Annotated in this window: 14 protein-coding genes; 8 read left to right on the top strand and 6 right to left on the bottom strand. The window is 70.2% G+C overall.

What is annotated here, in order from left to right; translation table 11 throughout:
- Positions 1-41 precede the first annotated feature (41 nt).
- The 4 genes from glgX to glmS all read right to left on the bottom strand — a co-directional run bounded on the left by glgX (position 42) and on the right by glmS (position 6331).
- Positions 42-2228 (bottom strand): glycogen debranching protein GlgX, encoded by a 2187-nt coding sequence (gene glgX / locus AC1MFI_RS09380; protein WP_479816364.1) that lies wholly within the window; start codon positions 2226-2228, stop codon positions 42-44.
- A gap of 138 nt (positions 2229-2366) precedes the next feature.
- Positions 2367-3920 carry a bifunctional ADP-dependent NAD(P)H-hydrate dehydratase/NAD(P)H-hydrate epimerase gene (locus AC1MFI_RS09375; protein WP_479816362.1) on the bottom strand — a complete coding sequence of 518 codons (1554 nt, stop codon included), beginning with the start codon at positions 3918-3920 and terminating at the stop codon, positions 2367-2369.
- A gap of 44 nt (positions 3921-3964) precedes the next feature.
- Positions 3965-4336, bottom strand: coding sequence for a holo-ACP synthase (locus tag AC1MFI_RS09370; RefSeq protein WP_479816360.1), 372 nt, complete (start codon positions 4334-4336; stop codon positions 3965-3967).
- Between the two features lie 54 nt (positions 4337-4390).
- Complete coding sequence (glmS, locus tag AC1MFI_RS09365) at positions 4391-6331, bottom strand: glutamine--fructose-6-phosphate transaminase (isomerizing) (RefSeq protein ID WP_479816358.1); 1941 nt, start codon at positions 6329-6331, stop codon at positions 4391-4393.
- A gap of 61 nt (positions 6332-6392) precedes the next feature.
- Here glmS and coaA point away from each other — a divergent pair, with 61 nt between their 5' ends.
- The 8 genes from coaA (at position 6393) to AC1MFI_RS09325 (ending at position 16468) form a co-directional block, all read left to right on the top strand.
- Complete coding sequence (gene coaA, locus AC1MFI_RS09360) at positions 6393-7370, top strand: type I pantothenate kinase (protein WP_479816357.1); 978 nt, start codon at positions 6393-6395, stop codon at positions 7368-7370.
- 2 nt (positions 7371-7372) lie between these two features.
- Entirely contained in the window at positions 7373-8224 is an 852-nt protein-coding gene (locus tag AC1MFI_RS09355) for a M15 family metallopeptidase (protein ID WP_479816356.1), read from the top strand.
- Positions 8225-8381: 157 nt separating this feature from the next.
- Positions 8382-9167 (top strand): DUF2382 domain-containing protein, encoded by a 786-nt coding sequence (locus tag AC1MFI_RS09350; protein WP_479816355.1) that lies wholly within the window; start codon positions 8382-8384, stop codon positions 9165-9167.
- 265 nt (positions 9168-9432) lie between these two features.
- Positions 9433-10326, top strand: coding sequence for a GAF domain-containing protein (locus tag AC1MFI_RS09345; protein WP_479816353.1), 894 nt, complete (start codon positions 9433-9435; stop codon positions 10324-10326).
- A gap of 130 nt (positions 10327-10456) precedes the next feature.
- Entirely contained in the window at positions 10457-11089 is a 633-nt protein-coding gene (locus tag AC1MFI_RS09340; protein ID WP_479816351.1) for a GNAT family N-acetyltransferase, read from the top strand.
- Positions 11090-11372: 283 nt separating this feature from the next.
- Positions 11373-12779, top strand: coding sequence for an MFS transporter (locus AC1MFI_RS09335; protein WP_479816350.1), 1407 nt, complete (start codon positions 11373-11375; stop codon positions 12777-12779).
- A gap of 3 nt (positions 12780-12782) precedes the next feature.
- Positions 12783-14951: a molybdopterin oxidoreductase family protein gene (locus tag AC1MFI_RS09330; RefSeq protein WP_479816349.1), complete on the top strand. Its 2169-nt coding sequence runs from the start codon at positions 12783-12785 to the stop codon at positions 14949-14951.
- Complete coding sequence (locus AC1MFI_RS09325; protein ID WP_479816347.1) at positions 14948-16468, top strand: FAD-dependent oxidoreductase; 1521 nt, start codon at positions 14948-14950, stop codon at positions 16466-16468. The genes AC1MFI_RS09330 and AC1MFI_RS09325 overlap by 4 nt, the downstream gene beginning before the upstream one ends.
- Before the next feature lie 80 nt (positions 16469-16548).
- Here AC1MFI_RS09325 and AC1MFI_RS09320 read toward each other — a convergent pair whose 3' ends face one another.
- Both AC1MFI_RS09320 and cobA read right to left on the bottom strand, forming a co-directional pair.
- The gene (locus tag AC1MFI_RS09320) at positions 16549-17670 is read right to left on the bottom strand and encodes a uroporphyrinogen-III synthase (protein ID WP_479816346.1); all 1122 of its coding nucleotides are present in this window, start codon (positions 17668-17670) and stop codon (positions 16549-16551) included.
- Positions 17667-18692 (bottom strand): uroporphyrinogen-III C-methyltransferase, encoded by a 1026-nt coding sequence (gene cobA, locus AC1MFI_RS09315; RefSeq protein ID WP_479816345.1) that lies wholly within the window; start codon positions 18690-18692, stop codon positions 17667-17669. The genes AC1MFI_RS09320 and cobA overlap by 4 nt, the downstream gene beginning before the upstream one ends.
- Positions 18693-18695: the final 3 nt, after the last annotated feature.

Raw genomic sequence — 18695 nt, 5'->3', positions numbered from 1 at the left:
TCCTGGGACGGTGGGATGGGTGTGCCTGGCGAGGGGTGGTGCTAGGGCGTGCCGGTCTTGGCCGTGACTTCGTTGGCCAGGATCGCGAGGGAAGCGGCGACCGAGTGATCGAGGTCCTCGATCTCGGAGTGGGCCCGCAGGACCACCATCGATTTGCCCTCGATGGAGATGGTCTTGCCGGCCGGGATCGCATCACTGTCCGCGTACTTGCCGGCGGTGTCGATCACCTCGTCCCAGGACGTCCCGTACTCGTCCGAAGGGATCGTGAAGTCCACGGCCTCGTCGTGGGCGTTGAAGTACAGCAGGAAGTTGGCGTCGACGATCCGCTGTCCGCGCGCGTCCCGGCCCTGGATGCCCTGGCCGTTGAGGAAGACGCCGATCGAACGGCCGAAGCCGCTGTTCCAGTCCTCGGGCGCCATGAGCTCACCGGACGTGTCGAGCCATACGATGTCCGGCAGCGCCTCGCCCTCGCCGCGGCGCACGGGGCGACCGTCGAAGAACCGGCGACGGCGGAACGTCGGGTGCTCGGACCGCAGGCGGTTGACTGCCGCGGTGAATTCGAGCAGCGGCTGGTCCATCTTGTCCCAGTGCACCCAGCTGAGCTCGGAGTCCTGGCAGTAGGTGTTGTTGTTGCCCTCCTGCGTCCGTCCCAGTTCGTCGCCGTGGAGCAGCATCGGGACGCCCTGCGAGAGCAGGAGGGTCGCGATGAAGTTGCGCTGCTGCCGCACGCGGATGGCGAGCACCTCGGGATCGTCCGTCGGTCCCTCGACGCCGCCGTTCCAGGAACGGTTGTGCGATTCGCCGTCGTTGTTGTCCTCGCCGTTGGCCTCGTTGTGCTTCTCGTTGTAGGACACGAGGTCGCGCAGCGTGAAGCCGTCATGGGCCGTGACGAAGTTGATGGACGCGACGGGACGGCGCATCGAGTGCTCGTAGAGGTCCGCCGAGCCGGTGAGGCGCGAGGCGAACTCGCCGATGCTGGAAGGCTCTCCGCGCCAGAAGTCGCGGACCGTGTCGCGGTACTTGCCGTTCCACTCGGTCCACTGCGGCGGGAAGTTGCCCACCTGGTACCCGCCGGGGCCCACGTCCCACGGCTCGGCGATGAGCTTGACCTGCGAGACGATCGGATCCTGCTGCACGAGTTCGAAGAAGGCCGAGAGTCGGTCCACCTCGTAGAACTCGCGGGCGAGGGCGGAGGCGAGGTCGAAGCGGAAGCCGTCCACGTGCATCTCGGTGACCCAGTAGCGCAGCGAGTCCATGAGCAGCTGCAGGGAGTGCGGGTTACCGACATTGAGCGAGTTGCCCGTGCCCGTGGTGTCCATGTAGTACTGCTTGTCGTCCTCCACCAGGCGGTAGTAGGACGCGTTGTCGATGCCGCGCATCGAGATGGTGGGGCCCATGTGGTTGCCCTCGGCCGTGTGGTTGTAGACGACGTCGAGGATGACCTCGATGCCCGCGAGGTGGAGCTCGCGCACCATGGCCTTGAACTCCTGGACCTGCTCGCCCTGGTCCCCCGAGGAGTTGTACTTGTTGTGCGGCGCGAAGAAGCCGATGGTGTTGTAGCCCCAGTAGTTGGAGAGGCCCTTCTCCTGCAGCGTGCTGTCATTGACGAACTGGTGGACCGGCATCAGCTCGATGGCGGTGACGCCGAGCTTCTGCAGGTGTGCGATGACGGAGGGGTGCGCGATGCCGGCGTAGGTGCCGCGCTGCTCCTCGGGGATGTCGGGGTGCAGCTGGGTGAGGCCCTTGACGTGGGCCTCGTAGATCACGGACTGGTGGTAGGGCGTACGCGGCATGCGGTCGCCGTCCCAGTTGAAGAACGGATTCACGACGACGCCGAGCATCATGTGCGCCGCGGAGTCCTCGTTGTTGACGGAGTTCTCGTCGCCGAAGTTGTAGCCGAACAGCGCCTGGTCCCAGTCGAGGTCACCCGAGATGGCTTTCGCGTAGGGGTCCAGGAGGAGCTTGTTCGGGTTGCAACGGTGTCCCTCGGCCGGGTTGTTGGGTCCGTGGACCCGGTAGCCGTACTTCTGTCCGGGGCTCACCTGCGGCAGGTAGCCGTGCCAGACATAGCCGTCGACCTCCTTGAGCTCGACGCAGGTCTCGGTGCCGTCCTCGTCGAAGAGGCAGAGGACGACGAGATCCGCGACCTCGCTGTAGAGCGCGAAGTTCGTCCCCGTGCCGTCGTAGGTCGCTCCCAGGGGATACGCATCGCCGGGCCATAGTTCCATGAGGTTCTCCTTGGTGTTTTTCTGCCGCTGCCGCCTCACAGGGCGGCCGCGGTGATACTCGCAGGCGTCGGGGGCCGTGTGCCCCGGGCTTGCTCCATACATAGCGCATTCATCTGTCGGTCAGGTAAATCGGGGCACTCACATCGCTAGGCGACGCTCCTCGAGGAGGTCCGCGACGACGGCTCCGATGTCTGCGGGCAGGTCCGAGACCACCACCGGGCCGCGCAGCGCGGCACGCTGCCCCGCCCTGCCGTGGATCAGAGCCCCGGCCGCCGCGATCGCGGCCCACAGGTCCTCCTGCGCGACGCCGATCCGGCCTGCCGCACCGTCGTCCCCGGCGAGCGTTGCAGCGAGGGCCCCCACGATCCCGGAGAGCGTGTCCCCGGAACCGGCGGTGGCGAGCCAGGGCGTCGCGTCGGCCTGGACGAACAGGGTGCCGGAGGGTGCCGCGACGACGGTCGTGAACCCCTTGAGGAGCACCGTGGCACCGGTGGTCTCGGCTGCCCGCAGTGCGAAATGCGCGGGCTCGGCCTCGATGGCGGACCGCTCGGCATCCACGCCGCGCTCAGCCAGGAGCCGGCGCAACTCGCCGGCGTGGGGCGTCAGGACGACCTGCGGACCCACGTGCTCCGGCACCTGGGCCAGGGCGCCGGCGTCGACGACGACGGGCAGGCCGGAACGCATCGCGTCCTCGGCACGCCGGCGCTGGTCGTCGTCGTCCACGGCCCCCGGGCCGACGAGCCAGGCCTGCGACCGCTCCTCCGCGATCGACCCGGTGGACGCCACCGCTTCGGGGTTCCGCTGGTGGACCAGGCCTGCGACGGCGGCGGGGCCGAGGTAGCGGACCATGCCCACGCCGGTCGCCAGGGCAGCACCGACGGCGAGTGCGGCCGCTCCCGGGTAGCGGGCCGATCCGGCGGCGACGCCGAGGACCCCGCGTGAGTACTTGTGGTCGCGAGGACCGGGGACGCGCAGGAGGGCCGCGGCGTCGGTGTCGAGCAGGCTCCGTGCGGCAGGGGCGAAGGAGGAGAGGTCGAGGCCGATGTCGACGACGTTCAGTTCACCGGCGGCCACGGCGCCATCGCCGAGGAGCAGGCCGGGTTTGGCGGCCCCGAAGGTGACGGTGGCGTCCGCGGAGAGGACCGGTCCGTCGACGAGGCCCGAGTCGACGCCGATCCCGCTCGGCAGGTCACAGGCGACGACGATCGTGGAGCGCCGGCCGCGTGCCCCGGCTGCGCGGCCGAACGCCTCGGCGAAATCTGCGGATGCGCCGCGGAGGCCCCCGCTCGCACCGGTACCGAGAATGCCGTCGATGAGGATGTCGGCAGCCGCCGCGTGCGCGGCGAGGTCCGCGGTGTCGGCGTCGTCGAGCCGGACCGTCGTGCCGCCGGCTCTGGTGAAGGCCTCGAGCGAGGCGGCGTGCACGCGCTCGGAGGTCAGGATCGCCGTCGCGCCGACCCCCCTGCGCAGGAGCCGCTCGCCCGCATACAGGGCGTCCGCGCCGTTGTTGCCGCTCCCGGCCAGGACGACGGCGGTGGCCCCGTAGGTCCCCCGCCCGGCATCCCGCAGCAGACCGAGGACGACGCCGAACAGGCCGTGGGCAGCCTTCTGCATCAGGGCGTTCCCCTGGCCGGCGTCGATGAGGGGTGCCTCCGCAGCGCGGACGTCACCTCCGGAAAATGCTTGGAGCATATGTCCGAGCTTAGCGGTAAGCCGGCCGATAATCAGTACGGTTACTATCTGCCCCGGGACGGAGCAAGTCCTTCCGCTACGACCATCGCCGTGGCAAGGCCGCCGTCATGGCTGATCGACAGGTGCCACGTCTCGACGCCGCGGGCGCGGGCGGCAGCCGCGACGGTCCCGTCCACCACGACGGACGGCGCGCCGGCCTCGTCCACCGCGATGGTGCAGTGCTGCCAGTTCATGCCCACCGGGGCGCCCAGGGCCTTGGCCACGGCCTCCTTCGCGGCGAAGCGCGCAGCGAGGGAGCGGGTGTTGAGCTTACGTTCGGACGGCACGAAGAGCCGCTGGACGAGGGCGGGGGTCCGCTCGAGCTGCTGCCGGAAGCGCTCGATGTCGACGACGTCGACCCCGATGCCCACGATCATGCGGACGCCCCTCGAGGTGCCGCCACGGAGACCCGTGGCGGCACCGGGGTGGAACTACTCAACCGTGACCGACTTCGCGAGGTTGCGGGGCTGGTCCACGTCGTAGCCCTTCGCGCTGGCGAGGGCGAGGGCGAAGATCTGCAGCGGGACGGTCGTCAGCAGCGGAGCAAGGAGCGTGGGCGACCCCGGCACGTAGAACACGTGCTCCGAGTAGGCCTCGACAGAGGTGTCACCCTCCTCGGCGATGACGATCGTCACGGCGCCGCGAGCGCGGATCTCCTGGACGTTGGACACGACCTTGGGGTGCAGCGAGTCCCGTGACTTCGGGGACGGCATGACCACCACCACGGGCTGGCCCTCCTCGATCAGAGCGATCGGCCCGTGCTTCAGCTCGCCTGCGGCGAAACCCTCGGCGTGGATGTAGGCGAGCTCCTTGAGCTTGAGCGCGCCCTCCATGGCCACGGGGAACCCCACGTGGCGGCCGAGGAAGAGCACGGACTTGGCGTTGACCATGTCCGCGCCGAGCTGCTTCATCTTGTCGGCGTCGTCGAGGATGGCCTGGATCTTCGCGGGGATCTCCGCGAGGTCCGCCAGCACGTCGGCGATCTCGTCGCGGTACTTGTTGCCCCGCAGCTGGGCGAGGTACAGGCCGAGCAGGTAGGCGGCGGTGATCTGCGCGAGGAAGGCCTTCGTCGAGGCGACGGCGATCTCGGGGCCGGCGTGGGTGTACAGCACGGCGTCGGACTCGCGGGGGATCGTCGAACCGTTGGTGTTGCAGATCGCGACGACCTTGGCACCCTGCTCCCGGGCGTAGCGGACCGCCATGAGCGTGTCCATGGTCTCGCCGGACTGCGAGATGGCGACCACGAGGGTCTTCTCGTTCACGATCGGGTCGCGGTAGCGGAACTCGTGGGACAGCTCGACCTCGGTCGGGATGCGGCACCAGTGCTCGATCGCGTACTTGGCCACCTGGCCGGCATACGCGGACGTGCCGCACGCAAGCACCACGATCTTGTCGACCGAGCGCAGGATCGACTCGTCGATCCGCAGTTCGTCGAGCACGAGGTTGCCCGAGACGTCCGACCGCCCGAGCAGGGTCTGTCCGACGGCGAGCGGCTGGTCGTGGATCTCCTTCTCCATGAAGGAATCGAAGCCACCCTTCTCGGCGGCGGCGGCGTCCCAGCTGACGTGGAACTCCTTGCCTTCGGCGGGAGCGCCGAAGAAGTCGGTGATGGTGACGTCGTCGGGCGTGATGGTGACGATCTGGTCCTGGCCGAGTTCGACGGCGCGGCGCGTGAAGTCGATGAAGCCCGAGACATCGGAGCCGAGGAAGTTCTCGCCGTCGCCGAGGCCGACGACGAGGGGCGAGTTGCGACGACCCGCTGCGACGACGCCGGGCTGGTCCTCGTGGATGGCGAGGAGGGTGAAGGCGCCCTCGAGCCGCTGGCACGCCTGCTGCAGGGCGAGGGTCAGGAGGTCGCCCTGCGCTCCGCTCTCGACGAGCCCACGGTAGATGTACCCGACGAGTCCGGCGGCCACCTCGGTATCGGTGTCCGAGAGGAAGGTCAGCCCTTCACCCGTGAGTTCGGCCTTGAGCTCGGCGTAGTTCTCGATGATGCCGTTGTGGATCAGGGCGAGCCTGCCGCCGTCGGCGAGGTGCGGGTGCGCGTTCTGGTCGGTGGGCCCGCCATGGGTCGCCCAGCGCGTGTGCCCGATCCCGGTGAGCGAACGCGGCAGCGGATCCGCCGCCAGTTCGTCGACGAGGTTCGTCAGCTTGCCGGCCTTCTTGCGCGACTCGATGCCGGCCGGTGTGATCACCGCGACACCCGCGGAGTCGTACCCGCGGTACTCGAGGCGCCGGAGGCCCTCCATGACGACGTCGAGCGCCCCGTGCTGCGCTTCGGCCGGCTCATGATCGAAGGCCGGAGCGACGGAGTCGAGCGCCGATGAAGCCTGGCCGTGGTTCCGGCCTACGTATCCCACAATTCCACACATGTCCTATAGCGTACCGGTGGCTGGATTGGTTAATGCGCAGGGCACCGGGCAGAATCGACGGGTGAGTGACAGAAGCACGGGCACGCAACAGGCCACGAGTGCCGAGAATTTCACACCCTTCGTCGAACTGGACCGCCAGATGTGGTCCCGCCTGTCCAACGAGATCGAGAGCCCCCTGAACGTCGAGGACGTGCAGCGCCTGCGCGGCCTCGGGGACGCGCTGAACCTCGACGAGGTGCGGGAGGTCTACCTCCCCCTCTCCCGCCTGCTGAACCTCTACACGGCCGCTGCCGGCGAGCTGCACGCGGCCACCAATACGTTCCTCGGCGAGACGACCACCAGGACCCCGTTCGTGATCGGCGTCGCCGGTTCCGTGGCGGTGGGCAAGTCGACGACTGCGAGGGTGCTGCGGGAGCTCCTGCGGCGCTGGCCGGACACCCCGGACGTCGAACTCATCACCACGGACGGCTTCCTGTATCCGAATGCCGAACTCGAGCGGCGCGGCCTCATGCAGCGCAAGGGATTCCCGGAGTCCTACGACCGCCGTCGCCTGCTCCGCTTCGTCAGCGAGGTCAAGAGCGGAGCGGCGGAGGTGCGCGCACCCTCGTACTCGCACCTCACGTACGACATCGTGCCCGGTCGCGAGGTCGTGGTGCGGCGGCCCGACGTGCTGATCGTCGAAGGACTCAATGTGCTCGCCCCCGCCCGGCCGCGGCCGGACGGCATCACGGGCCTGGCGCTGAGCGACTTCTTCGACTTCTCCATCTACGTGGACGCGAAGACCGCGCACATCGAGCAGTGGTACATCAAGCGCTTCCAGTCCCTCCGCTCCGGTGCCTTCGCCGACCCCGAGTCCTACTTCCACCGGTACGCGAACCTGACCGACGAGGAGGCGCGCCAGACGGCGAAGGGGATCTGGGAGCGCATCAACGAACCCAACCTCGTGGCGAACGTGCTGCCGACGCGCGGCCGGGCGCAGCTGGTCCTCACGAAGGACGCCGACCACTCCATCCGCCGCATGCTCCTCCGGAAGACCTGAGCGTGCGCATCCTGCCGGCGGTGATCGTCCTGCTGGCGCTGTCGCTCCCGGCGTGCTCGGCACCCGGGCCGACGGCCGGCGCGGACACGGGAACCGCCGTCGTGCCGTCGCCCGACGCGGGATCAGCGCCGCCGTCGGGGCCGGTCGCGCCCGCCGGCGACCTCACCGCACCCGCCGGCAGTCTTCCGGCGCCGGCCCAGCGCGAACCCGGTCCCGCGGTCACGAGCGAGGGTGCGGCGGCCGGTCCGCCGGCAGCCGCCGATCAGCATGCCGATCCCGGGTCCGTGGGCGTCGTCGTCAACAAGCGCCGCCCGCTCGCACCACTGGACTACGCGCCCGCCGAGCTGCGCCTGCCCGCGGTGGCGACGGCCGCCGAGAACGCGCTCCTGCGCCCCGACACGGCTGCAGCGGTGGAGGAGATGTTCGCAGCGGCGGAGGGCGACGGCGTCGGGCTCGTGCTCGTCAGCGGGTACCGCTCGTATGCGAGCCAGGAGTCGACCTACGCCTACTGGGTCGGCCAGTACGGCGATCCGGCAGGCGCGGACACGGTCTCGGCGCGCCCTGGCTACTCCGAGCACCAGACGGGACTGGCCTTCGACATCGGACAGTCCGACGGCGCCTGCACACTGGTGCTGTGCTTCCGCGACACTCCCGCCGCTCAGTGGGCTGCCGCGAACGCCGCGGAGTTCGGGTTCATCCTCCGCTATCCCCTGGGTTTCCATGAGACCACCGGCTTCTCGGCCGAGTCCTGGCACTTCCGGTACGTGGGCAAGGACGTCTCGCTCGCGATGAGGGCGGCCGGGACGCAGACACTCGAGGAGCACTTCGGGCTGCCCGCAGCGCCGTCGTACTGATCGTGATGCGGGGGCCTTCCCGCGCCGGAGACGAAGGCGTGGACCGTTGTCCGCCCCGATAGTAAGGGTGCTTGTCATCTGTTCTCGTCTTGCCTACAGTGGCCAGAAGCCTTCAACGGCTCGGTTCGCAGATGTCCAGCAACGGCAAGGAGCAGTGATGATCAGCAACGACAACCTCGACCAGCTCACAACGGGCAAGGGAACGGTCTACACCACCGATGGCGAGAAGCTCGGCTCGATCGGCGAGCTCTACGTGGACGACACCACGGGAGAGCCGAGCTGGGTTACCGTCAACACCGGACTCTTCGGCACGAAGGAGACGTTCGTGCCCCTTCAGGAAGCATCGATCGACGGCAACGATCTGCGCGTGCCCTATGACAAGGGCCTGGTCAAGGCGGCGCCCTCGGTCGAACGCGACGGCCACCTGAGCCCCGCCGAGGAAGAAGAGCTCTACCGCCACTACAACCTCCACGGCACCAGCACCGGGAACGGCACGACCACCGGCACCACGACGGACACGACTGCCGGTACACGCGCTGCCGTCGGCCATGACACCTCGGGTCCGACCACGGACGAGGCGATGACGCGTTCGAAGGAAGAGCTGCGGGTCGGCACCGAGACCCGGGAGACCGGGCGCGCGCGGCTCCGCAAGCATGTCGTGACGGAGAACGTCAGCACCACGGTTCCGGTCAGCCATGAAGAAGTCCGCGTGGAGCGGGAACCGATCACGGACGCGAACCGCGACGAGGCCCTCGCCGGCCCTGAGATCAGCGAGGAGGAACACGAAGTGGTCCTCTCCGCCGAGCGCCCCGTGGTCGAGAAGGAAGCTGTTCCCGTCGAGAGGGTCCGCCTGGACAAGGAGACCGTCACGGAGCAGCACACCGTCAACGAGAACGTCCGCGAAGAGCGCATCGACACCGACACCGACGGGACCAGGCGCTAGCAACGACGGGAGCCTTCTCGGGCAGCGGATCCACTGCCGCTCCCGGTCGAGGCGGGGTACTGCACCGGTCAGCACCCCGCCTCATCCCTGACTCCAGCAGGTCAGCCGACACCCCTTGCAGGTTCAGCGGCTCGTGTCGACCCCGATGCTCGTGGCGGACAGACCGGCGAGGCGGATCGCGCCAGGAGCCTAGTCTTGATCGGTGGGCAGATCCGGATCGGATCGCGGGCATGCGACACACGGACGACTTGGTGAGGAGATCAACGTGCTCGACGAGTATGTGCAGCAGTGGAGCGCGATCCAGACCGTGCGCGCGGCCGGCCTGACTGTCGATGATGTCGTCACGAGTTACTTCGGCGTCGCGGGCGGTGCCGACGAGCTCGAGATCCAGGGATACCTGACCGGTCTGGTCATGCTCCCGGTGACACAGCGGGACCTGCTCGCCCAGGCCATCAACGAACTGCTCGACAGCAACGGGTCCCTGGCCGATGGCGCCCACTACAGCAACGCGGACGCAGCATCCTTCTCCGGATACGGCGACTACCTCCGCATGCTGGCACTCTCCCCCGACGACTACGACTTCAGCGCCCCACCGGCCGGGGACCACAGCACCAGTACCACCGTCAGCACGAGCGCCCAAGCCCTTGATTCCACTCATGCCACAGCCGGAGGGCCAGACGATGCCGAACCGGACGAAGCCGAGTTCCGGCGCCTCCAGGCTCTGTACGAGTCGGGACTGCTCGAGACCGGGTCGGAGGAACGCTTCGACAGGATCACCCGGCAGGCCCGGGACCACTTCGGTGTCAACTCGGCCTCCATTGCGCTGATCACGGAGGACTTCCAGGTCATCAAGTCCGTCGTCGGACCCATCGGGCAAAACCTCCCGCGCTCGGTCGCGCTGTGCGCGAAGACCATCGAACACGATCGCACCCTGGTCATTCCCGATGCCGGCATCCACCCGGAATGGCGGGACCATCCTCTTGTCGCGGACGGTCCGAGGATCCGCTTCTACGCAGGCCACCCCATCTGCACGGCAGACGGCTGGCGTATCGGCACCCTCTGCCTGATCGACGACCGGCCGCGGCCATTCACCGACGACGATGTGCAGGCCCTGCGGCGCCTCGCCGCCCAGGTACAGATCGAGATGTGGGTCCGATGAGGACCGCCGTCCCGATGGCGCAGCGGGGTTGTAAGCCTACTTAGTTTGTTTTCGGGTGTCTTACCGATAGTCTCGTGCTGACACCGGGGTCTAGCCACAGGCCATGGTTCTGACGAACACAGGAACGGCTATGACCGAACTCTTGCACCCAGTCCCAACCGCCTCCACTCCCACGGCTGCATCCGCCGTGCCGGGCGACGTCGCCGTGATGGACGAAGCGGCCGCCGGCCTCCAGCCTCCCGGCATGCAGACCCCCCGACACGAGCGTGACAGCGCCCTGCTCGATGAGGATCTGTCTCCCGAGGGCCTCGCAGCACTGTCGACCAGGCAGCTCCGCGTTATGGTGAACCAGGCCTACAAGCTGATGGATACTGCCTACCCGCCTGCCGGCGCCACCGACCGCTACGACATGATCGTCGACGAGCTCGAACACCGTGCGCAGCAGGCCATGGAACGCGGCTCCGCGCACCAGCCCAAGGAGACGTTCCGGGACAACCCCCTGTACGGCCGGTTCGAGCTGTTCATCGACGGCACGATGGCCGCGTACGTGAAGTACACGATGGTCGGCGCGCAGATCGTCCTCCGTGACGGCGTGGAACAGCCCGGGTTCCGTGACCAGGGCGTCGACGGCACCCTCATGCGCCACATCGTGCTCAACGCCCACAAACGGCGCCTGAGCCTCGTTCCGCAGTGTCCCATGGCCTTCTCGTTCCTCGCGGACAACCCGCAGTACCGGTCCCTCACCGCCCACGGCGGACGCTAGGACCTCCTTTCGGCGCAATCGCCCTCCTTCACCGGGCTCCACGCGGAGCGCTCCCCACGTGTAGGCAAAACAGGTGCGCGGATCGTCGAGTCGGCGAGCGCGGCCGCCAGGAGAACCCGTTGGTCGTCGTGCCCTGATGCGCCCTCGCCGGACCGGGTTCTCACAATGAGGCCCGGCCCCGGATAGGTGGACGTCACGGAGCGTTTACGCGGCGCGCGAGGACCGGAAACGCACGCTCACTAGCGTCGGTGGAAAGCAGGAACACCACCCCTGGAGGACTTCCGTGAGCATCGACGAAGCAGCATCCCCCACCCCCGGCCCGACGGCGACCGCGAGCGCCCCCGCCCTGGACCACCGGACCGGTCGATGGATCGACAACTGGGACGCCGAGGACACCACCCAGTGGAACAGCGTCGGCAAGGTCATCGCCAAGCGCAACCTCCAGTGGTCCATCGCCTGCGAATTCCTCGGGTTCGTGGTCTGGCAGCTCTGGTCCATCGTCGTCGTGTACCTGCCCGCCGCCGGTTTCACCTTCTCGACGTCGCAGATCTTCTGGCTGATCTCGATGCCGTCCCTCGTCGGAGCGACCCTGCGCATCCCCTACACCTTCATGGTGCCGAGATTCGGCGGGCGGAACTGGACGATCATCTCGGCCCTCCTCCTGCTGATCCCGACCATCGGGCTCGCCCTGTGCGTCTCGGACCCGGAGACGCCCTTCGGCGTGATGCTGGCGGTCGCGGCACTGGCCGGCTTCGGTGGCGGCAACTTCGCCAGCTCGATGGCCAACATCACCTTCTTCTACCCTGCCCGCGAGAAGGGCTGGGCACTCGGCCTGAACGCCGCCGGCGGCAACCTCGGAGCGGCCGTCGCGCAACTCGTGGTCCCCATCGCCGTCGTGCTCGGTGCCGCCGCGACCCTGAACCTGCCGCTCGCCGGCTGGATCTGGGTGCCGCTGATCCTGGCCGCCGCCTTCGGTGCCTGGAAGTACATGGACAACCTGTCCAGCGCCAGGAGCGACTTCGCGGGGTCCCTGGCAGCCGTCCGGGAACCGCACCTGTGGATCATGGCGCTGCTGTACATCGGCACCTTCGGCTCGTTCATCGGCTTCGCCGGTGTCTTCCCGAAGCTCATCGCCGACACCTTCCCCGCCTTCTCCCAGATCTCCATGGGCCCGGTCACGCTGGGCCTGGCCTTCCTCGGTCCACTCGTCGGTTCCCTCGCCCGCCCCTTCGGCGGACGCCTGGCCGATCGGTTCGGCGGCGCGCTCATCACGGTGTGCGCCTTCGCCGTCATGGCGTCGATCGCCCTCACCGTCGTCTGGACCCTTCCCCTGGCCAACTTCTGGCTCTTCCTCGCACTCTTCCTCGTCCTCTTCGCCGCAGCCGGAGCCGGCAACGGCGCCACGTACCGCATGATCCCCGTCATCTTCGCCCGGCGGGGCGCGTCGGCGGGATCGGTGGAGTTGCGTGAATCCGTCAGCACGGCCCGCAAGTCCGCGGCAGCCCTCGGGCTCATCTCGGCGGTCGGCGCCTACGGCGGGTTCCTCATCCCCCAGGTCCTGAACGCCTCGAAGGGCGCCTCGGGAAGCTACGACGGCGCGTTCTACGGCTTCGTCGGAGGGTACGCACTGATGCTGGCCGTCACCTGGTTCTGCTACCTCCGCCCCTCCTCGACGCTCGGCAAGGTCTGAGCGATGCGGCAGGCCGGAAACGGACAGCAGACCCACTGCCCCTACTGCGCCCTCCAGTGCGCCATGACCGTCACGCCGACCGCCTCACCCGACGGCGGGCACGACGGCGCGACCGTCACCGGCCGTGACTTCCCCACCAACCGTGGCGGCCTGTGCCGGAAAGGCTGGTCCGCGGCCGAGCTGCTCGACCATCCGGACCGCCTTCGCGCACCCCTGCTGCGCGACGCCGGAGGAGTCCTTCGGGAGGCGGCCTGGGATGACGTCCTGCACCGCGTCGCAGACCGGGTCCGCAGCATCCAGGCTCAGCACGGCCGGGACGCCGTCGCGGTCTTCGGAGGCGGCGGCCTGACCAACGAGAAGGCCTACACGCTCGGCAAGTTCGCCCGCCTCGCCCTCCGCACGTCCCGCATCGACTACAACGGCCGGTTCTGCATGTCCTCCGCTGCCGCCGCCGGCAACCGCGCCTTCGGCGTCGACCGCGGCCTCCCCTTCCCCCTCGAGGACCTCGACGCCGCCTCGGTGGTCCTGCTCCTCGGCTCCAACGCCGCGGACACCATGCCGCCGTTCATCCAGCACCTCCGCGGCGCGCAGGCAGCGGGCGGACTGATCGTGGTCGACCCGCGCCGCTCCGCGACCGCCCGCCTGACCGAACAGGGCAGGGGAATCCACCTGCAGCCCACGCCGGGCACGGACCTCGTGCTCCTCCTCGGCCTGGCCCACGTGGTGGTGGCCGAAGGCCTCGAGGACCACCGCTACCTCGAGTCCCGGACGGACGGGTACGACGACGTCTCCCGGGGCCTCGCGCGGTGGTGGCCCGAGCGCGTGCAGGGCATCACCGGGGTGCCCGCCGCGATGATCCGGGCCACGGCGAGGCTCCTTGCGAAGGGGGCCCGCAGCGGAGCGGACGGCGGGGGCACCTACATCCTCACCGGCAGGGGGATCGAGCAGCACGCCGACGGCACCGACACCACCACCGCCGCGATCAACCTCGCCCTCCTGCTCGGCCTGCCCGGCACGGCGCACAGCGGCTACGGAACGCTGACGGGCCAGGGCAACGGGCAGGGCGGCCGGGAGCACGGGCAGAAGGCGGACCAGCTGCCGGGGTACCGGAAGATCACGGACCCGGCGGCCCGTGCACACGTCGCCGCGGTGTGGGGAGTACCCGAGGAATCCCTCCCGGGGCCCGGCCTGCCCGCCGTCGAACTCCTCGCCTCCCTCGGGGAGCCCGACGGCGTCCGCTGCCTCTTCGTGCACGGAGCGAACATCGCGGTGTCGGCGCCGAACGCCACCCGGGTCATCGGCGGCATGAAGTCCCTCGACCTACTCGTCGTCTCCGACTTCTTCCTGTCCGAGACGGCCGCGATGGCCGACGTCATCCTGCCCGTCCTGCAGTGGGCCGAGGAGGAGGGCACGGTGACCAACCTGGAGGGCCGTGTCCTGCGCCGACGTGCAGCCGCCACCCCGCCCGCCGGCGCCCGCAGCGAGCTGTGGATCATGCAGGAACTCGCCCGCCTGCTGGAGGCCCCGTCCCTGTTCAGCGACGATCCGTCGACGATGTTCGACGAACTCGCCCGCGCCAGCGCCGGCGGCATCGCGGACTACTCGGGGCTGGACTACCGCATGCTCGACGCCGGGGCAGCCGCGTACTGGCCCTATCCGCCCGGGTCCGGCGGAACGCCCCGCCTCTTCCTCGACGCCTTCTGCCACCCGACCGGCCGCGCCGTCCTGGTGCCGGTCGCCCCGCGCTCCGACGCAGCCGCCGACCGCTTCCCCGCCCCCCTGCTCCTGGCCACGGGCCGGCTCCTCGAGCACTACCAGTCCGGCGCGCAGACGCGGCGCGTCCCCGAGCTGCTCGCAGCCCAGCCGGCGGCACGCCTGCAGATCCATCCCGCGACGGCCGAGGACCTCCGCGTGCGGCAGGACGACGCCGTCGTCCTCACGAGTGCACACGGTGAGGCCTACGCGCTCGCCGACCTGACGGCGGACATCCGCCCGGACACCGTCTTCCTCGCGTTCCACTACGCGGGGGCGGAGAACGCCAACCGCCTCACAGGCAGCTCCACGGACCCGGTCTCCGGTATGCCCGAGTTCAAGACCACGCCCGTCCGCGTCAGGCCGCTGCACGCCGCCACCCACCATGTCCTCGACCACCGACTGGAGGCCATCGCATGAGCAGCACAGCCGCACACGGCAGGGAGCGCGTGGTCGTCGTGGGGTTCGGGCCCGTGGCCGCACGGCTCGTCGAGCACCTCGAGCCCCTGGTCCGCGCCGGCCGCCTGGCCCTGACGGTGATCGGCCAGGAACAGGAGGCCGCGTACAACCGCGTGCTCGTCGCGGACGTCGCCGTCGGCCGCACACGGGAAGCCGCGATCACCCTCGCGGACCCGGCAGCACTCTCGGCGGCCGGCGTGGACGTCCGACTCGGCGCCCGGGTGGCCCGGATCGACCGGCCGTTCCGGCGGGTGCTGCTGGAGGACGGACAGGCGATCGGCTACGACCGCCTGGTGCTCGCCACCGGTTCCCGGCCCGCCCTGCCGCGCCTCGACGGGATCGACGCCGCCCGCACACTCCCGGCCGGCGTGAGCTTCCTCCGCGATCTCGGCGATGCCCGCGCGCTGTCCGCCGCCCTGGCCGCGCAGCAGCGCGTCGTGGTGCTCGGCGGCGGGATCCTCGGGATCGAGGCCGCCCTGGCAGCAGCCGAGGAGGGCGGCAGGGTGACCCTCGTGCACCACGGCCGCTCCCCCATGGAGCGGCTCCTCGGCGACGGCGCGCGGGTGCTGGCAGAGGCACTGCGGAGGGCCGGCATCACCGTGACGGCCGGAACGACCAGCGGGATCCTGCTCGCCGACGGGCGCTTCACGGGCCTCGCCCTCGAGGGCGGCGGACGGGTGGACGGGGGCGCCCTCGTGCTGGCCTGCGGGGTGCGGCCACGCACCGAACTCGCGGACGGCTGCGATCTCGGCATCGCGGACGGCATCCTGGTGGACCACTCGCTCCGCGCGCTCGGCACGGAGGACATCTGGGCGATCGGCGACTGCGCGGAAGTGCGCTGCCGGGACAGCTCCTGCACGGCCTGCGCCGGTTCGACCACCCCGCAGGGGCTCATCGGGCCGGGCTGGCAGCAGGCGGACCAGCTCGGTGCGGCCCTGGCGGCGGAGATCTCCGGTGCCCCGTCCGCCGTCGCCGGCCGACCGGAGCGGCGGGAGCCGGTCCTGGTCCTCAAGGCGCGCGGCGTCGACGCCGTGACCGCAGGGGAGACGGATGCCGACCCGTGGACCGTGGAGGCGGGCCTCGCCGTCGCCGTCTGGGCGGACCCGAGTCACGGACGCTACGTGAAGATGGTGACACGCGACGGCGTCCTGACGGGACTGGTCTGCGTGGGCATTCCGCGGACGGGCGCGGAACTGGTCCTGCTGTTCGAGCGCGCCAGTGAACTCCCGGCCGATCGGTCCAGCCTGCTGCGGCTCGACAGCGCCGAGGGTGTGGTGGCTGCGTTGCCTCCCGGGCCCGATGCGACGCTCTGCCGGTGCGCCGGGGTCACACGGGGAACCGTGCAGGGGTCGGTGGCCGACGGTTGCTCGTCCGTGCAGGACGTGTCCGCCGCCACGCGGGCGGGCACGGGGTGCGGCGGCTGCCACGAGGACATCCGGGCCGTCATCGAGCAGCACTTCGCCGTGGCGGCGGCGTGATGACGGTCAGGGCCCTCGCCGGATCGGACGGCGGCCCGGCGACGGGTGGCGGACGACCCACCGGCCACCCCGGGTGGGTGCTACACGTGCAGGCGGTATCCGCGCTTGACCACCGTCTCGACCAGCCCGGGATCGGGCAGCGACTTCCGCAGCCTGTTCACGTTCATGTCGAGCGCGTGCCCGGCTCCGGTGTGCGCGAGGAGGCCCGTCAGCGAGTCGCGGCTCAGGACCGCCCCGCGTGCCGAGAGCAGGGCCTTGAAGAGCACGAGCTGCGCCGGCGCGAGGTCGACCTGCACCTCGTCCACACGGACCGAGCGGCCCCGCACCTCGACATAGCCGGAGCGCGTGCGGAGCTGCTCCACGTGGTGCTCGGCGAGGTGGTCGCAGACGAGGCGGATCAGCGCCCCCATGCGGAAGCGCTCCGGCACGATCGGCTCGATCCCGGCGTCGATCAGGGGCTGCGCGGTGACGGGCCCGACGGCGGCCGCGAGGACGCTCCGGCGGAACCGCTGGACGAGTTCCGCCTGGAGGCCCTGCTCGGCGGCCGTGCTGAAGAGGGCATCCACGGCAGGCGCGCTCGTGAAGGTGACGCAGTCCAGCTGCCCTGCACACACGGCGTCGATCAGGCGCGGCAGCCGCTCCGACCCCTCGGGCTTGATCCAGCGGTACGGCGTGACGGTGAGCAGCGTGGCACCCGCGGCGTGCAGGCGCTCGAGCTGGTGGGCGTCCGCATAGGCGTGCAGCTGAACGCCTATGGTCAGTCCTGAGAGGTCCTGCTGCAGCAGTTCGTCCACGAGGGTCGCCGTCGTCTCGTCGGAACTGATGCCGACGTCGTCGAGCCCCGCAGCACGCACCGCTCCCCTGGCCTTCGGACCGCGGACGTAGATGCGGCCGCCCCCGAGGACGTCGAGGAGGTCGTCGCCCAGCCCGGCCGCGTCGGCCGCCTCGAACCAGCGGCGCATGCCGTAGGCCGTCGTGATGAGGAAGAGGTCGGGGCGGGCGGCCACCATGGCCGCGGTGTCCGAGAGCAGCTCCACGTCCTCGGCGATGGGCGCGATCTTCAGGGCCGGCGCGTGGAACACCGATGCGCCCCGCCGCTCCAGGGCGTCGATGAGGTCCCCCGAGCGGCGGTCCGACGTCACGCCGATGCGGAACCCGGAGAGCTGTCCTCCGGCTCCGTCCGTGCGGAGGGTCTCGGTCATGACGCCAGCGATTCGGTCAGCCGGGCCAGATGCGCGGCCCCGCCCTGCAGGTCGAGGCCCACGCGCACCACCTCGCCGATCACGAGCACGGCCGGCGACTGGCAGCGGGCGGCGCCGGCTGCCGTGACGATGGTGGACAGCGTGCCCGCCGTCGTCCGCTGCGACGCGCTGTACCCGCGCTCGACGACGGCGACCGGCATGTCCGCCCGCATGCCGGCCCCGCCGAGCCCGGCGACGAGCTGCGGGAGGGTCGAGACACCCATGAGGACCACGATCGTCCCGCCGAGGCCCGCCAGGTGCTCGTGCTCCGCATCGCTGAGCGGGGCGTGCCCGGAGACGACCGTGAACAGGTGGCTGACGCCCCGGTGGGTGACCGGGATGCCCGCGGCAGCAGGAACGGAGATCGCCGAGCTGACCCCGGGTATCACGCGGCACGGCACTTTGGCCTCGAGGCACGCAGCGAGCTCCTCGCTGCCCCGGCCGAAGACGAACGGGTCGCCGCCCTTGAGCCGGACCACGTGGTGGCCGGCGAGTGCGTGGCAAACCAGGAGGTCGTTGATGCCGGACTGCGGGACGCGGTGGTGGCCCGGCAGCTTCCCGACGTCGACGAGTTCCGCCGCCGGGGCGAGCTCCGCGAGCGCGTCGGTGGGAGCCAGGCGGTCGTAGAGCACGACGTCGGCCTCCCGGAGTGCTGCGGAGGCGTCGAGGGTCAGGAGCCCGAGTGCACCCGGCCCGCCCCCGATGAGCGTCACCGTGCCTGCCTCGAGCGCAGCGGCCTCGCGGACGAGCAGCACCCCGGTACGGCGGCACGTCTCGCGCAGCATCTCCGCGCCGCTCCCGGGCTCACCCACGAGGACGGCGAGCGCGGCGCCGTCGAGTACGGCGTCAGTGCAGCGGGCCGCATCGTCCTGCCGGTCGACGACGGCGCCGGCGGCCCGATACCGCACGACGACCCGCCGTGAGGCCCCTTCGCTACCGACGACGATCACGCGGCGGTCGACCAGGTCGATGTCCAGGTGCATGGC

Source organism: Arthrobacter sp. BC5 (assembly GCF_056680255.1).
The sequence above is the reverse complement of the archived record's forward strand: the minus strand, read 5'-3'. Positions and strand labels throughout refer to the sequence as shown.

Coding starts and splice junctions, on each gene's coding strand:
- glgX (WP_479816364.1), bottom strand. CDS start 2,228: ATGGAACTATGGCCCGGCGATGCGTATCCCCTGGGAGCGACCTACGAC.
- AC1MFI_RS09375 (WP_479816362.1), bottom strand. CDS start 3,920: ATGCTCCAAGCATTTTCCGGAGGTGACGTCCGCGCTGCGGAGGCACCC.
- AC1MFI_RS09370 (WP_479816360.1), bottom strand. CDS start 4,336: ATGATCGTGGGCATCGGGGTCGACGTCGTCGACATCGAGCGCTTCCGG.
- glmS (WP_479816358.1), bottom strand. CDS start 6,331: ATGTGTGGAATTGTGGGATACGTAGGCCGGAACCACGGCCAGGCTTCA.
- AC1MFI_RS09350 (WP_479816355.1), top strand. CDS start 8,382: ATGATCAGCAACGACAACCTCGACCAGCTCACAACGGGCAAGGGAACG.
- AC1MFI_RS09340 (WP_479816351.1), top strand. CDS start 10,457: ATGACCGAACTCTTGCACCCAGTCCCAACCGCCTCCACTCCCACGGCT.
- AC1MFI_RS09330 (WP_479816349.1), top strand. CDS start 12,783: ATGCGGCAGGCCGGAAACGGACAGCAGACCCACTGCCCCTACTGCGCC.
- AC1MFI_RS09325 (WP_479816347.1), top strand. CDS start 14,948: ATGAGCAGCACAGCCGCACACGGCAGGGAGCGCGTGGTCGTCGTGGGG.
- AC1MFI_RS09320 (WP_479816346.1), bottom strand. CDS start 17,670: ATGACCGAGACCCTCCGCACGGACGGAGCCGGAGGACAGCTCTCCGGG.
- cobA (WP_479816345.1), bottom strand. CDS start 18,692: ATGCACCTGGACATCGACCTGGTCGACCGCCGCGTGATCGTCGTCGGT.